Genomic DNA, 12,967 nt, shown 5'->3' with positions numbered 1-12,967 from the left:
TGCAGGATTGTTCGTTTCGGCGGAAACCGGTAGACGGATTCCGCGGGACAAGGTGGACGATCAGCTTTGCTTAGAAAACAGCGTGTCGAGCTTGTCCTCGTACGCGTGGTAGCCGAGGAAGTCGTACAGCTCCTCGCGCGTCTGCAGGGTGTCGACGATGTTCTTCTGCGTGCCTTCGCGGCGCACGGTTTCGTAGAAATTGAGCGCGGCCTTGTTCATCGCGCGATAGGCTCCGCAGCAGTACAGCGCGATGTCCACGCCGGCTTCGCGCAACTCGTCGGTGGTGAAGAACGGGGTGGAACCGAACTCGGTGAGGTTGGCGAGGATCGGCACCTTCACTGCGGCCTTGAATTTGCGGTAGTCGTCCAGCGTCTTCATCGCCTCGGGAAAGATCATGTCGGCGCCGGCCTCGACATAGGCGCAGGCGCGCTCGATCGCCGAATCGATGCCCTCCACGGCGGCCGCATCGGTGCGCGCCATGATCACGAAGCCCGTGTCGGTGCGCGCATCCACCGCCGCCTTCACGCGATCGACCATCTCGCCCTTCGGCACCACTTCCTTGCCCGGGCGATGGCCGCAGCGTTTCTGGCCGACCTGGTCCTCCATGTGCACCGCGGCCACGCCGACGCGCTCGAACGAACGGATCGTGCGCGCGATGTTGAATGCCCCGCCCCAGCCGGTGTCGATGTCGACCAGCAGCGGCAACCCGGTGGCGTCCACGATGCGACGCGCGTCGGTGAGCACGTCTTCCATCGTGCTGATGCCCAGGTCCGGCATCCCCAGCGAATTGGCGGCCACCCCGCCACCGGACAAATACAGCGCCTTGTAGCCGACCCGTTTGGCCATCAAGCCGGCGTAGGCGGTGATTGCGCCCATGACCTGCAACGGCTGCTCGACGGCGAGTTCTGCGCGGAAACGTGCGCCCGGGGATGCTGGCTGTGTCATGTCGCCTCCGTCAAAACGGCTATTTTAGCCCACCCCGGCCCGTGCCGGGATTGGACCATCCGACGCGGGCGCGGCCATCCCGAACCGCCGTTCGGAGCCCATGGCCGGCAGCCGGCCATTTCTCGCGTGACGAATTCCCCGCAGCCCCGTACATTCAACCGGATGAGCACATCGACTCCTCTCGCAAAACGCATCCTCTGGGGCCTGGTGATCGGCGTGGTCGCTGCCGTGGCCACGCTGGGCATCGGCCAACTGCATCCGCCCACGCTGGTGCTGATGCAGAAGATCTCCGCCGCAGTGTTCGACCCGTTCGGACAGATCTTCCTGCGCATGCTGTTCTTCGTGGTGATCCCGCTGGTGTTCAGCTCGCTGGCCTCCGGCGTGGCCCAGCTCGGTCGACTGGAACGACTCGGTCCCCTGGCCGGGCGGACCTTCCTGCTGTTCTTCCTCAACATGGGCATCGCTGTAGCGATCGGCCTGGCGATGATGAACATCGTGCAGCCGGGCCACCACCTGGACGAACAGGCACGCACCCAGCTAATGCAGGAGTACGGCAGCAGCGCGCAGAAGTCGATCGACACCAAGGCCGCCCAGCCCAGCATGAACTTCGGCACGCTGGTGGAGATGTTCATGCCGCGCAACCTGGTCGGCGCCGTGGCCGGCCCCAGCCGCGACACGCTGGGCGACGTGCTGCCGCTGATCCTGTTCGCGATCCTGGTCGGTGCCGCCGCCACCCAGTTGCGCGAGAAGGAACGCAAGCGTGTACAGATGGCGCTGGACACCATCACCGACCTGATGACGAAGATCGTCGGTTTCGCCCTGCAACTGGCGCCGTACGCGGTGCCGGCAATGATCTACAGCGTGATCGTCAAGGTCGGCGTGGACGTGCTGCTGGCGTTGTCGGTGTTCGTGGTCGGCTGCACCGTGGCGCTGGCACTGCACCTGTTCGGCACCATGTCGTTGTGGCTGCGCTTTCTCGCCGGCCGCTCGCCGCTGGCCTATTTCCGGCAGATCCGACCGCTGCTGATCACCGCCTTCTCGACCAGCTCCAGCAACGCCTGCCTGCCCGCCTCGCTGGCGGTGGCGCACGACGAGCTGAAGCTCTCCCCCAGCACGGCCGGCTTCGTGCTGCCGCTGGGCGCGACCATGAACATGAGCGGCACCGCGTTGTTCGAGGGCTGCGTGGTGCTGTTCGTGGCGCAGGCGTTCGGCGTGGAACTCACCCTGAGTCACCAGGCCATCCTGATGCTGCTGTCGGTGCTCAGCGCGGTCGCCGTGGCCGGCATACCGGGCGGCTCGCTGCCGATGATTGCCGGCCTGCTGGCGACGTTCGGCATTCCGCCGGAGGGGATCGGCATCATCATCGGCGTCGACCGCATCCTCGACATGATGCGCACCACGGTGAACGTGGGCAGCGACATCATCACCGCCACGGTGGTCGACAACCAGTTGCGCGACCGCCTCGCGGCAGCACCGTAACTCCCGCATACGACGTGGCCGATCGGCAGGGCTTGAAGCTGTCCCGCCCGGCCTCACATGTGAATAGTCACATGATAGTCACAGCCAATCGAACCGATGTCGACAATCAATTAGATTTATCGAATCGGGAGCCGTAACATCTGTCTCATCCTTCAACCACCACGGGAAGCAAGCAAAGATGTCCCTGATCAATACCGAAGTGAAACCGTTCAAGGCCCAGGCCCTCAAGGCCGGCCAATTCATCGAAGTCACCGACGCCGACCTGAAGGGCAAGTGGTCGGTCGTGTTCTTCTACCCCGCCGACTTCACTTTCGTCTGCCCGACGGAACTGGAAGACCTGGCTGACAATTACGCCGAGTTCCAGAAACTGGGCGTCGAGATCTACTCAGTCTCCACCGACACCCATTTCGCGCACAAGGCCTGGCACGACACCTCCGATGCGGTGAAGAAGATCAACTACACGATGGTTGGCGACCCGACCCATCAGATCTCGAAGAACTTCGAGGTGCTGATTGAAGACGCCGGCATCGCCGATCGCGGCACCTTCGTGATCGATCCGGCGGGCAAGATCCAGATCGTCGAGATCACTGCCGGCGGCATCGGCCGCGACGCCAAGGAGCTGCTGCGCAAGGTGAAGGCAGCGCAGTATGTCGCCACCCATCCGGGTGAAGTCTGCCCGGCCAAGTGGAAGGAAGGCGAGAAGACCCTGGCGCCGTCGCTGGACCTGGTCGGCAAGATCTAAGCAGCACCGCGCCATGCGCCACGGGCCCGGAGTTCTTCCCGACCCGCTTTACCGAAGTATCAGTGCAACGCGACGCCCGGGTCCGCCCGGGTGCTCGCCACGCTCACCCCGAAGAAACCCACGGAGTCCGCCATGTTGGATGCCAACCTCAAGACCCAGTTGAAGGCCTATCTCGAAAAGGTCACGCAGCCGATCGAGATCGTTGCGTCCCTGGACGACAGTGCCAAATCCGCCGAACTGAACGAACTGCTCGAGGAAATCGCCTCGCTGTCCGGTCAGATCACCCTGGTTCGCCGCGACGACGACAAGCGCAAGCCCTCGTTCGCGATCAACCGCGTCGGCAGCGACATCGGCGTGCGCTTCGCCGGCATTCCGCTGGGCCATGAATTCACTTCACTCGTGCTCGCCCTGCTGCAGGTCGGCGGCCATCCGTCCAAGACCGCCGCAGACGTGATCGAGCAGGTGAAGAACCTCGACGGCGACTACCGTTTCGAGACCTATTTCTCGCTGTCCTGCCAGAACTGCCCCGACGTGGTGCAGGCGCTGAACCTGATGAGCGTGCTGAACCCGAAGATCCAGCACGTCGCCATCGACGGCGCGCTGTACCAGGACGAGGTCGAGGCGCGCCAGGTAATGTCAGTGCCGACCGTCTACCTCAACGGCGAAGTGTTCGACCAGGGCCGCATGAGCCTGGAGCAGATCCTGGCAAAAATCGACACCGGCGCCAGCGCCCGTGAGGCGGAGCAGATCAAGGCCAGGGGCGCGTTCGACGTGCTCGTGGTCGGCGGCGGCCCGGCCGGCGCGGCGGCGGCAATCTATGCCGCGCGCAAGGGCATCCGCACCGGCGTGGCAGCCGAACGTTTCGGCGGCCAGGTGCTGGACACCATGTCGATCGAGAACTTCATCTCGGTCACCGCCACCGACGGCCCGAAGCTGGGCGTGGCACTGGAGCAGCACGTCAGGGAATACGACGTCGACATCATGAACCTGCAGCGCGCCGAAAAACTGGTACCGGCCAGCGAGCCGGGCGGCCTGATTGAGATCGAGCTGGCCAACGGTGCCACGCTGAAATCGAAAACCGTGATTCTTTCCACCGGCGCACGCTGGCGGCAGATGGGCGTGCCCGGCGAAGACGCGTACCGCAACAAGGGGGTGGCGTATTGCCCGCACTGCGACGGCCCGCTGTTCAAGGGCAAGCGCGTGGCAGTGATCGGCGGCGGCAACTCCGGCGTCGAGGCGGCGATCGACTTGGCCGGCATCGTCAGCCATGTCACCCTGATCGAGTTCGACAGCAAGCTGCGCGCGGACGAGGTGCTGCAGCGCAAACTGCGCAGCCTGCCCAACGTCGACGTGATCGTCAGCGCGCAGAGCACCGAGGTGCTGGGCGACGGGCAGAAGGTCAGCGGCCTGGTCTACAAGGACCGCGTCGACGGCGTGATGCACAGCCTCGAACTGGAAGGCATCTTCGTACAGATCGGCCTGCTGCCGAACACCGAGTGGCTGAAGGGCACGCTGGAACTGTCGTCCCGCGGCGAGATCGTCATCGACGAACGCGGCCAGACCTCGCTGCCCGGCGTGTTCGCCGCCGGCGATGCCACCACGGTGCCGTACAAGCAGATCGTGGTCGCGATGGGTGCCGGTTCCACCGCCGCGCTGAGCGCGTTCGACCACCTGATCCGCAGCCCGGTGGTGGTTGCGAAGCCGGAGAAGGAAGCCGTGGCTGCCTGATCGCCTGAGATCATCCGGGCAGAAAAACACACGGGACGGCTTCGGCCGTCCCGTTTGCCTGATGGTTCTCTTCAACTGCCCTGGTCGGGCCCGCGCTCCAGCGCACGGCGAATATCGTCCAGCGCGCCCGGGTCATCCAGCGTGGACAAATCGCCCGGATCGCGCTGCTCCGCCAGCGCCTGCAGCGAGCGGCGCAGCAGCTTGCCGGAACGGGTCTTCGGCAAGGCATTCACCACGTAGATGCGCGACGGTTTCGCCACCCCGCCTAGCTGGTCGACCACGCGTTGCTGCATCGCCCGCGCCACCGCGCCGGCACCGTCGCCGGCGTCCTGCTTCAGCGTGGCGAACACGATCGGCACCTGCCCCTTCAACTCGTCCTTCACGCCGATCACCGCCGCCTCGGCCACTGCCGGGTGGCTGGCCACCGATTCCTCGATCTCGCGCGTACCCAGCCGATGACCGGCCACGTTGATCACGTCGTCGGTGCGGCCGAGCACGAACGTGTAGCCGTCCTCGTCGCGAACCGCCCAGTCCAGCGAGCTGTACAGCAGCTCCTTGAAGTGGCTGAAGTAGCTGTGCACGTAGCGGTCGTCGTCGCGCCACACGGTCGTCAGGCAGCCCGGCGGCAGCGGTGGCTGGAATACCAGCACGCCCTTGGTCCCGGCCGCGACTTCCTTGCCGGTGTTCTCATCGATCACCTTCATCCGATAGCCCGGTGCCGGCAGGCCGGGCGAGCCGAACTTCACCGTCTTCAGTTCCAGCCCCGGCATAAGCGTGATCGCCGGCCAGCCGGTCTCGGTCTGCCAGTAGTTGTCGATCACCGGCACGCCAAGCGCAGCGGTGATCCACTGCGCGGTCGGTTCGTCCAGCGGCTCGCCGGCGAGGAACAGCCATTTCAGTTTCGACAGGTCGTACTTCTTCAGCCAGCTCTCGTCCTGCTTCTTCAGCACGCGGATCGCCGTGGGCGAAGAGAACATCGTGCGCACGCCGTACTGCTCGCACAGCCGCCACCAGATGCCCGCGTCCGGCCGCGTCGGCAACCCTTCGTACAGCAGGCTGGTGGCACCGCCGATCAGCGGGCCGTAGACATTGTAGGAATGCCCCACCGCCCAGCCGACGTCCGATGTGGCGAACATCACCTGCCCCGGCGCGATGTCGAACACGTAGCGGATCGACAACGCCATCGCCACCGCGTAACCGCCCACATCACGCTGCACGCCCTTCGGCTTGCCGGTGGTGCCGGAGGTGTACAGCAGATAGCTCGGCTCGTTCGACTCCAGCCAGGTCACCGGCACCTCGGCGTCCTCGTGCTGCATGCGCAGTTCAGCGTAGTCGAGATCACGCCCGGCCACACGGATCATCTGCGGATCGAGCTTGCGGTCGACAATCAGCACGTGCGGCGGCGGTGAGGACGCCTCGTTCAGCGCCGCATCAACGAGCGGTTTGTATGGGATCACCTTGCCGCTGCGCATGCCGGCGTCGGCGGCGATCAGCAGCTTCGGCTGTGCGTCGTCGATGCGCAGCGCCAGGTTGTGCGCGGCGAAGCCACCGAACACCACCGAGTGGATCGCACCGATGCGCGCGCAGGCCAGCATGGCGAATACCGCTTCGGCGATGTTCGGCAGGTAGATCACCACGCGGTCACCCTTGCCCACACTCAGCGATTGCAACACGGCGGCGAACGCGTTCACCTCACGATGCAGCTGGCGGTAGGTGAATTCGCGGGTGATGTCGGTCTCGCTGGAAACCGCCACTAGCGCCAGTTGTTCTGCGCGTTTGGCGAGGTGCCGGTCGACCGCGTTGTAGCAGAGATTGGTGGTACCACCGACGAACCAGCGCCGGAACGGCGGATTCGACTGGTCGAGAATCTGCTGTGGCGGCGTATGCCAGTGGATCAGCCGCGCCTGCTCGGCCCAGAATTGCTCCGGCTCGTCGATCGACTGTCGGTAGAAATCCTCGTAACGCATGGGCGGACTCCGGGGCTTCGTTGCCGCAAGCCTAGAACACGCCGCCGGCGGCATCATCGCGACGATGGTCGTAGTCGCCGACGGCCAGGAGCAGCCGGGCAGAAACCGAAAGGGCGGCCCATGGCCGCCCTCTTTCGCCTGCGATGAACCGGGCGCTTACTTCTTCGCGAACAGGTGCTCGACGCCGGCGCGCTCTTCGCGCAGTTCCTTGTCGGTGGCGTCCATGCGGGCGCGCGAGAAGTCGTTGATCGCCAGGCCTTGCACGATCTCGTACTTGCCGTTCTTCACGGTGACCGGGTAGCCGTAGATCACGCCCGGCTTGATGCCGTACGAGCCATCGGACGGGATACCCATCGAGACCCAGTCGCCTTCGACCGTGCCCTGCGCCCAGGTGCGCATGTGATCGATCGCGGCCGAAGCCGCCGAAGCCGCCGACGAGGCGCCGCGTGCCTTGATGATCGCCGCGCCGCGCTGCTGCACGGTCGGGATGAAGTCGTTCTCGTACCAGGCCTGGTCGATCAGCGACATCGCCGCCTTGCCGTCGACGGTGGCGTGGTGCAGGTCCGGGTACTGGGTGGAGCTGTGGTTGCCCCAGATCGTCATCTTCTTCACGTCGGTGTTGTGCTTGCCGGTCTTCTCGGCCAGCTGGCTCTTGGCGCGGTTGTGGTCGAGGCGAACCATCGCGGTGAAGCACTTCGGATCCAGGTCCGGCGCGTTCTGCTGGGCGATAAGGGCATTGGTGTTGGCCGGGTTGCCGACCACCAGCACCTTCACGTCACGCTTGGCATGCGCGTTCAGCGCCTTGCCCTGCGGGCCGAAGATCGCGCCGTTCGCCTCCAGCAGATCCTTGCGCTCCATGCCGGGTCCGCGCGGTCGGGCACCGACCAGCAGCGCGTAGTCGACGTCCTTGAATGCGACGTTCGCGTCGTCGGTGGCGACCACGCCGGCCAGGGTCGGGAACGCGCAGTCGTTCAGCTCCATCACCACGCCCTGCAGCGCCGGCAGTGCCGGGGTGATTTCCAGCAGGTGCAGGATCACCGGCTGATCCGGACCCAGCATGTCGCCGGCGGCGATGCGGAACAGCAAGGCGTAGCCGATCTGGCCGGCAGCGCCGGTGACGGCAACTCGAACGGGGGCTTTCATGAACGATGACTCCTTCTTGGGGTGTTCGTTTATGCGGAGCACGCGGAGCGCTCCGCAGGGAAAATGGTCAGCTCAGCTCGGCGAAGAACTCGGCGATGCGCGCCAGACCCGGCTGCAGTTGTGCGGTCGGACAGGTGTAGGAAATGCGCATCGCACGCGGCTCGCCGAATGCGGAACCGGGCACGCAGGCCACGCCCTTGGCCTCCAGCAGCGCAGCGCAGAACTCCACGTCGTTGTTGATCTTCGTGCCGTGATGGCTCTTGCCGAACGCCACGGAAATGTCGGGGAACGCGTAGAACGCGCCCTGCGGCCGCGGACACGCCACACCGGGGATCGCGCCGAGTGCCGCGACCACGATGTCGCGTTTGCCGGCGAATTCCGCACACCTGGCGCGCGGGACGTCCTGTGGGCCGCTGAACGCCGCCACCGCCGCCGCGGTGATCACTTCCGGCAGGCTGCTGATGTGGTTGGAGTTGAGCGTGGTCACCGCCTTGGCCACCAGCTCGGGGCCGGCTATCAGGCCCGCGCGCCAGCCCGGCATGCCATAGGTCTTGGACACCGAGTCGACGAAGACCACCCGATCGCGCAACTCCGGCCTGGCGAACACGAAGTTGTGGTAGCCGATGCCGTCGAACACCATCGCGTTGTAGATGTCGTCGGTGATCACCCATGTATCCGGATGCTTCACCAGCACGTCGGCCAGCGCGGCAATCTCCCCGGCGGTGTAGACCATGCCGGTGGGATTGGACGGGTTGTTGAACAGGAACACCCTCGGCTTGCGCGCCAGCGCGGCGTCGAGCTGGGTCGGGGTGAGCTTGTAGTTCTGCTCCGGCCCGCAATGCATCACGTTGACCTTCGCGCCCACGATGTCGGCGATGTCGCGATAGGTGGTCCAGTACGGCGCGGCGAAACAGATTTCGTCGCCCTCGTCCAGCAGCGCCTCGGCCAGGTTGTACAGCACGTGCTTGGCGCCAATGCCGATCGACAGGTTCATCCGGCCGTAGCCGGAGAAGCCCAACGCCTCGATGTGTTTGAGGAACGCATCCAGCAACACCTCGGCACCGCGGTTGCTGCCGTACTGGCCGGAGTCGTGCGACAGCGACTCGCGCGCAGCGGCATACACATGCTCACCGGGAAGGAAGTTCGGTACACCGATGGAAAAGCTGATGATGTCGCGGCCGGCAGCCTTGAGCTGCTTCGCCTTCTCGGCAATCACCATGATCGCGCTGGGTTTGGCGCGGCCGACACGCTGGGCGAGCTGGGGCATGGGTATCTCACGCGGGGGAGGAAGCAAAGGCCCGCATTTTATCACGCCGTCCGGGCCCGGCGCTGGCTGTCGGCTCTACACGCCACAGCGACGCGATCCGGGCATGATGGGTGCGCCCGCGCGACGGGTACCGTGAAACCTCACCAGCGAAGGAGATCCGCATGCACTGGCTTTGGGTATTCGTGATCGGACTGGTTATCGGCCTGGTGGCCAAGCTGCTGATGCCGGGCAAGGATCCGGGCGGCTTCATCATCACCGCCATCATCGGCATCGCCGGCTCGCTGCTGGCGACATGGGTCGGCCAGAACGTGTTCGGCTGGTATCAGGAAGGACAATCCGCCGGCTTCATCGCCTCGGTGATCGGCGCTATCGTGTTGCTGCTGCTGTATCACCTGGTCAAGCGCAAGTCGACCTGACCGCGGTCCCGGTGAAGCCCTGCTCCACCGGGACCGTCCTTAACCGAGCAGCTTGCCGGCCAGCCCTTCGAGCATACCCAGGTCGAAACCGCTGGTCTGCGCCGGCACCTGGCCATCCGGCGTCACATGGTCGACCGCGCGCGGCAGCACCCGCGACAGCCCGCCCAGCAGGACATTCGGGTCCACGCCCAGCTTGCCCGCGGCTTCCTCCACCAGCGAACCCAGGCCGCCACTCTGCAGCGCCTGACCCAACTGTTCGCCCGACACCGGCTGGTTCGCGCCCGTGCCGACCCACGACTGCACCGCGCCGCCAAGCCCATGCTGCTGCAGCATGTTGACCAGGCCCTGCACGCCGCCCGCCTTCTCGATCAGTTGCCCCGCGACGGCAATCAACGAACCGGCACCTGCCTGCTGTCCCTGCTCCTGGCCGCCGAGCAGATCATTGAGGAATGACATGTCGTTCTCCTCGGATGGTGACGAATCAAGCGCTTAGCCAGCCGATCATAAGTCGTCGCGAAATCCGCCATGACAACATTTCGTGAAGGCCGCGCCGGGGAAAAGACCGCAAAAAAAAACCGCCGACTGCTGGCCGGCGGTTTCCTGTGTCCCGAGGGCGCCAGACTCAGCCGCGCTGGTCGAGCACCGCGTTCCATTCCGCCACACGATCGGATTGCGCCGCCAGCAAGGCATCGACGTCGCCCTCCACGGTGACCTTCTCGATCGTGTCGCCCTGCTGGATCGCGTTGACCACGTCCATGTCGGCCGCACCGACCACTTCGCCGAACACGCTGTGCTTGCCGTCCAGCCATGGCGTGGGACCGTGGGTGATGAAGAACTGGCTGCCATTCGTGCGCGGGCCGGCGTTCGCCATCGACAGCACGCCCGGCTTGTCGTGGCGCAGCGACGGATTGAACTCGTCCTCGAACTTGTAGCCCGGGCCGCCACGACCGCTGCCCTCGGGGCAACCGCCCTGGACCATGAAGTCGGCGATGACGCGATGGAACGACAGACCGTCGTAGTAGCCGCGCCGGGCCAGGTTGACGAAGCTGGCGACCGTCACCGGCGCCTTGTCTTCATGCAGGCGCAGGTGGATCGGGCCGCGGTTGGTGGTGAAGGTGACGTTGATGGTCATCGCAAATCCTTGGGTTTGAAAACTGCGCCGTGCCACGACGCGGGCACGAGGATGGTCAAGAATAACCCAGCGAGCTTGATGAAGCAGCGACCATGGCTTTCGCGCCGAGCCACGTCTCAACGACCGTTCGCCCTGAGCGCAGTGAAGTCCAAGGGCAGCCCTTCGAATTCGGCCCGTTGGGCCCACGCTCAGGGCGAACGGTGAGGCTGGATTCTATGGCAGGCCCAGCGTGGTGCGTTCCAGCGACCCTGCGCCACGCGGCGTGGTCGCAGGCGTCGGTGCATCGACCGGCCACGCCGCGCCTTCATACAGATACGCCCACAACCGGTCCAGCGCCGCATAGCCATACGGCAGCAGCGGTACGTGGTGTTCGCCGAAGCCGGGCAGCGCCAGGAACGCATCGAAGTGCTGCGCGTGCGGCACCTTCCAGTAGATCGGCCGGCGTCCTTCGCCGCGCAGCCAGGCCACGTACGGCTCGGAACTGAACGCGGTAGGCAGCAAGCCGTCGCCGGCGCCGTGCAACACCCACAGCGGCAGGTCCTTGCGCGGCAGCCGCGCCCCGGTGGCGGCTACCGAAGCGTGCAAGGCTTGCGACTCGTGGTCGTCGCCGGTCCACAGTGCGCGCAAACATTCGCTGCCGATCAGGGTAGGGTCGGCCGAAACATTCACGCCGCCGAACAGGCCGATGCCGTTGCCGGGGGGAATGCCCGAACCATCCGCCCACCAGGTCGCCCGTGTGACGGGATCGGCCACACCCGGCAACCCGCCCACGCCAATCGCCGCGTAGTGAAAGCCGCACGGCATGTCGGTGGCGCCGCGACGCAGGTAGGCCGAAGCGTAACCGGCGGCGATCACCCGCCACAGGTCGAACGCGGTCGTGCTGGCGGCCGTGCTCATCGTCTCGTCGGTCCAGCCCCGCGCGTGCAGGTATTGCCGCGCCTGTTCTGCCTGCACGGCCACGGTGTTGCCGCCGAGCTTGCCCTGCGCGCGCAGGCTGGCACAGCGGATCGGCCATGCCGGCAGCGGCACGTTGCGTGGTCCGCGCGCCAGCGGGGTCGCAGCGAAATAGTCGGCACTCAGTGCGCATGGCAACCAGATCGCCGCCTCGGTGGCGTAGTCGTACAGCGCGCGACCACGATCCTTCACGTGCACGTTCGGTTCCAGCGCCACCACGCCGGCGAAGAAGTGTTCCTGATCCAGTCCCGCCGCCTGCAGCACGGCGCCGCCGCCATTGGATATGCCGGCACCGATGATCTTGGTGTTCTGCGGCGTGAACGGGGCCTCGGCAGGGAACGCGCGATCAAGCATGGCCAGAGCGAACTGCGCCGCCTGGATCACGTGCCCGCCCCAGTCGGCCTCCGGGTTGTCGCCCGAATGCACATGCTTGATCGCGATGCCCGCGGCAGGCGAAGCCGGCGGCGGCTGGAATTCCAGTTCCGCCTCGCCGCGTTTCGCACGGCGGCCGTCCAGCGCCACGCCGCTGTCGTCGGCGTAGTCGAAATAGCCGGCACCGGTGCCCTTGTCGGTATACGCCACCGCGCAGCCATGCGGCAGACCCCAGGCACCAGCCAGCGCGATCGCGCCATAGATGCCGCGCGAGCCGGACGAGGCCGTCACCACCAGGCAACGTTTCTGCCTGTCGAAGTTGTCGGGCAGTTGCAGCAGCACGCGATGCGGCGAACGGGCGCCGGGGATGCGCGCGAATGCCTGGTATTCGCGGCCCGGCACATCCGGCACGCCGCCGTACACCGTGCCGTAGCCGCCGAGCGGGCCGAGGTCGGCGATGCCCTTCCAGCTGGTCTGGATCGCGCGCCGGCGCAATTCCTGCACATCGGGGTCCAGTGGACGGGTGAACGGTGACGGCAAACCGGCCAGGCCCGCCAGGCCCAGGCCCGCGCTCAACAAATCATCGTGGCCGCGATGCTCGGTCACTTGCACGTCGCCGTAATCGACCTCACGCATGGCAGAGTCTTTCCTCGTCATGTTGCTGGCACAGGCCGACAGCATGGCGGATACCAGCACGGACAAGAACAGCAGGCTCGCAATGCAGGCGGATTTCTTCATCGAGTCACCATAACAAGCGCATCGCCGGCCGCCATCGTACGAAAGTCCATGCGCCGAACTCGACGTAGCCGCCGTGGCCCGCTA

The 12,967-nt window shown here is 65.7% G+C and carries 11 protein-coding genes; 4 read left to right on the top strand and 7 right to left on the bottom strand.

The window, feature by feature from the left end; translation table 11 throughout:
- Positions 1-60: 60 nt before the first annotated feature.
- Entirely contained in the window at positions 61-945 is an 885-nt protein-coding gene (gene prpB / locus ABD024_RS07370) for a methylisocitrate lyase (protein WP_343851161.1), read from the bottom strand.
- 162 nt (positions 946-1,107) lie between these two features.
- Between prpB and ABD024_RS07365 the strand changes: the two genes are divergently transcribed.
- From ABD024_RS07365 to ahpF, 3 genes are all read left to right on the top strand, one after another.
- Positions 1,108-2,424 carry a dicarboxylate/amino acid:cation symporter gene (locus ABD024_RS07365; protein ID WP_343851159.1) on the top strand — a complete coding sequence of 439 codons (1,317 nt, stop codon included), beginning with the start codon at positions 1,108-1,110 and terminating at the stop codon, positions 2,422-2,424.
- Positions 2,425-2,602: 178 nt separating this feature from the next.
- Positions 2,603-3,166 (top strand): alkyl hydroperoxide reductase subunit C, encoded by a 564-nt coding sequence (ahpC, locus tag ABD024_RS07360; protein WP_343851157.1) that lies wholly within the window; start codon positions 2,603-2,605, stop codon positions 3,164-3,166.
- A 132-nt stretch (positions 3,167-3,298) separates the two neighbouring features.
- On the top strand, positions 3,299-4,894 hold the full coding sequence (gene ahpF, locus ABD024_RS07355; protein ID WP_343851155.1) for an alkyl hydroperoxide reductase subunit F: 1,596 nt from the start codon (positions 3,299-3,301) through the stop codon (positions 4,892-4,894).
- Between the two features lie 71 nt (positions 4,895-4,965).
- Here the strand turns inward: ahpF and prpE are convergent, their stop codons facing one another.
- The 3 genes from prpE to ABD024_RS07340 all read right to left on the bottom strand — a co-directional run bounded on the left by prpE (position 4,966) and on the right by ABD024_RS07340 (position 9,271).
- Positions 4,966-6,861: a propionate--CoA ligase gene (gene prpE, locus ABD024_RS07350; RefSeq protein WP_343851153.1), complete on the bottom strand. Its 1,896-nt coding sequence runs from the start codon at positions 6,859-6,861 to the stop codon at positions 4,966-4,968.
- Between the two features lie 156 nt (positions 6,862-7,017).
- Complete coding sequence (locus ABD024_RS07345) at positions 7,018-8,004, bottom strand: malate dehydrogenase (protein WP_343851151.1); 987 nt, start codon at positions 8,002-8,004, stop codon at positions 7,018-7,020.
- Between the two features lie 67 nt (positions 8,005-8,071).
- Positions 8,072-9,271, bottom strand: a complete 1,200-nt coding sequence (locus ABD024_RS07340) for an aminotransferase class I/II-fold pyridoxal phosphate-dependent enzyme (protein WP_343851149.1) — start codon at positions 9,269-9,271, stop codon at positions 8,072-8,074.
- Positions 9,272-9,432: 161 nt separating this feature from the next.
- Between ABD024_RS07340 and ABD024_RS07335 the strand changes: the two genes are divergently transcribed.
- Positions 9,433-9,687 (top strand): GlsB/YeaQ/YmgE family stress response membrane protein, encoded by a 255-nt coding sequence (locus tag ABD024_RS07335; protein ID WP_343851147.1) that lies wholly within the window; start codon positions 9,433-9,435, stop codon positions 9,685-9,687.
- Between the two features lie 39 nt (positions 9,688-9,726).
- Here ABD024_RS07335 and ABD024_RS07330 read toward each other — a convergent pair whose 3' ends face one another.
- The 3 genes from ABD024_RS07330 to ABD024_RS07320 all read right to left on the bottom strand — a co-directional run bounded on the left by ABD024_RS07330 (position 9,727) and on the right by ABD024_RS07320 (position 12,826).
- On the bottom strand, positions 9,727-10,143 hold the full coding sequence (locus tag ABD024_RS07330; protein ID WP_343851145.1) for a YidB family protein: 417 nt from the start codon (positions 10,141-10,143) through the stop codon (positions 9,727-9,729).
- 166 nt (positions 10,144-10,309) lie between these two features.
- Entirely contained in the window at positions 10,310-10,819 is a 510-nt protein-coding gene (locus ABD024_RS07325; RefSeq protein WP_343851143.1) for a peptidylprolyl isomerase, read from the bottom strand.
- A 213-nt stretch (positions 10,820-11,032) separates the two neighbouring features.
- Entirely contained in the window at positions 11,033-12,826 is a 1,794-nt protein-coding gene (locus tag ABD024_RS07320; RefSeq protein ID WP_343854535.1) for a 3-hydroxybutyrate oligomer hydrolase family protein, read from the bottom strand.
- Positions 12,827-12,967 lie beyond the last annotated feature (141 nt).

Origin of the sequence: Rhodanobacter soli (assembly GCF_039523495.1) — a bacterium.
In the GTDB taxonomy this organism is placed as follows: domain Bacteria; phylum Pseudomonadota; class Gammaproteobacteria; order Xanthomonadales; family Rhodanobacteraceae; genus Rhodanobacter; species Rhodanobacter soli.
Note: the sequence above shows the minus strand (reverse complement) of the source record. Positions and strands in the feature narration are given on the sequence as shown.

Bases quoted from the DNA above. Each gene is read 5' to 3' on its own strand.
- prpB (WP_343851161.1), bottom strand. From the start codon at position 945: ATGACACAGCCAGCATCCCCGGGCGCACGTTTCCGCGCAGAACTCGCC.
- ABD024_RS07365 (WP_343851159.1), top strand. From the start codon at position 1,108: ATGAGCACATCGACTCCTCTCGCAAAACGCATCCTCTGGGGCCTGGTG.
- ahpC (WP_343851157.1), top strand. From the start codon at position 2,603: ATGTCCCTGATCAATACCGAAGTGAAACCGTTCAAGGCCCAGGCCCTC.
- ahpF (WP_343851155.1), top strand. From the start codon at position 3,299: ATGTTGGATGCCAACCTCAAGACCCAGTTGAAGGCCTATCTCGAAAAG.
- prpE (WP_343851153.1), bottom strand. From the start codon at position 6,861: ATGCGTTACGAGGATTTCTACCGACAGTCGATCGACGAGCCGGAGCAA.
- ABD024_RS07345 (WP_343851151.1), bottom strand. From the start codon at position 8,004: ATGAAAGCCCCCGTTCGAGTTGCCGTCACCGGCGCTGCCGGCCAGATC.
- ABD024_RS07340 (WP_343851149.1), bottom strand. From the start codon at position 9,271: ATGCCCCAGCTCGCCCAGCGTGTCGGCCGCGCCAAACCCAGCGCGATC.
- ABD024_RS07335 (WP_343851147.1), top strand. From the start codon at position 9,433: ATGCACTGGCTTTGGGTATTCGTGATCGGACTGGTTATCGGCCTGGTG.
- ABD024_RS07330 (WP_343851145.1), bottom strand. From the start codon at position 10,143: ATGTCATTCCTCAATGATCTGCTCGGCGGCCAGGAGCAGGGACAGCAG.
- ABD024_RS07325 (WP_343851143.1), bottom strand. From the start codon at position 10,819: ATGACCATCAACGTCACCTTCACCACCAACCGCGGCCCGATCCACCTG.
- ABD024_RS07320 (WP_343854535.1), bottom strand. From the start codon at position 12,826: ATGCTGTCGGCCTGTGCCAGCAACATGACGAGGAAAGACTCTGCCATG.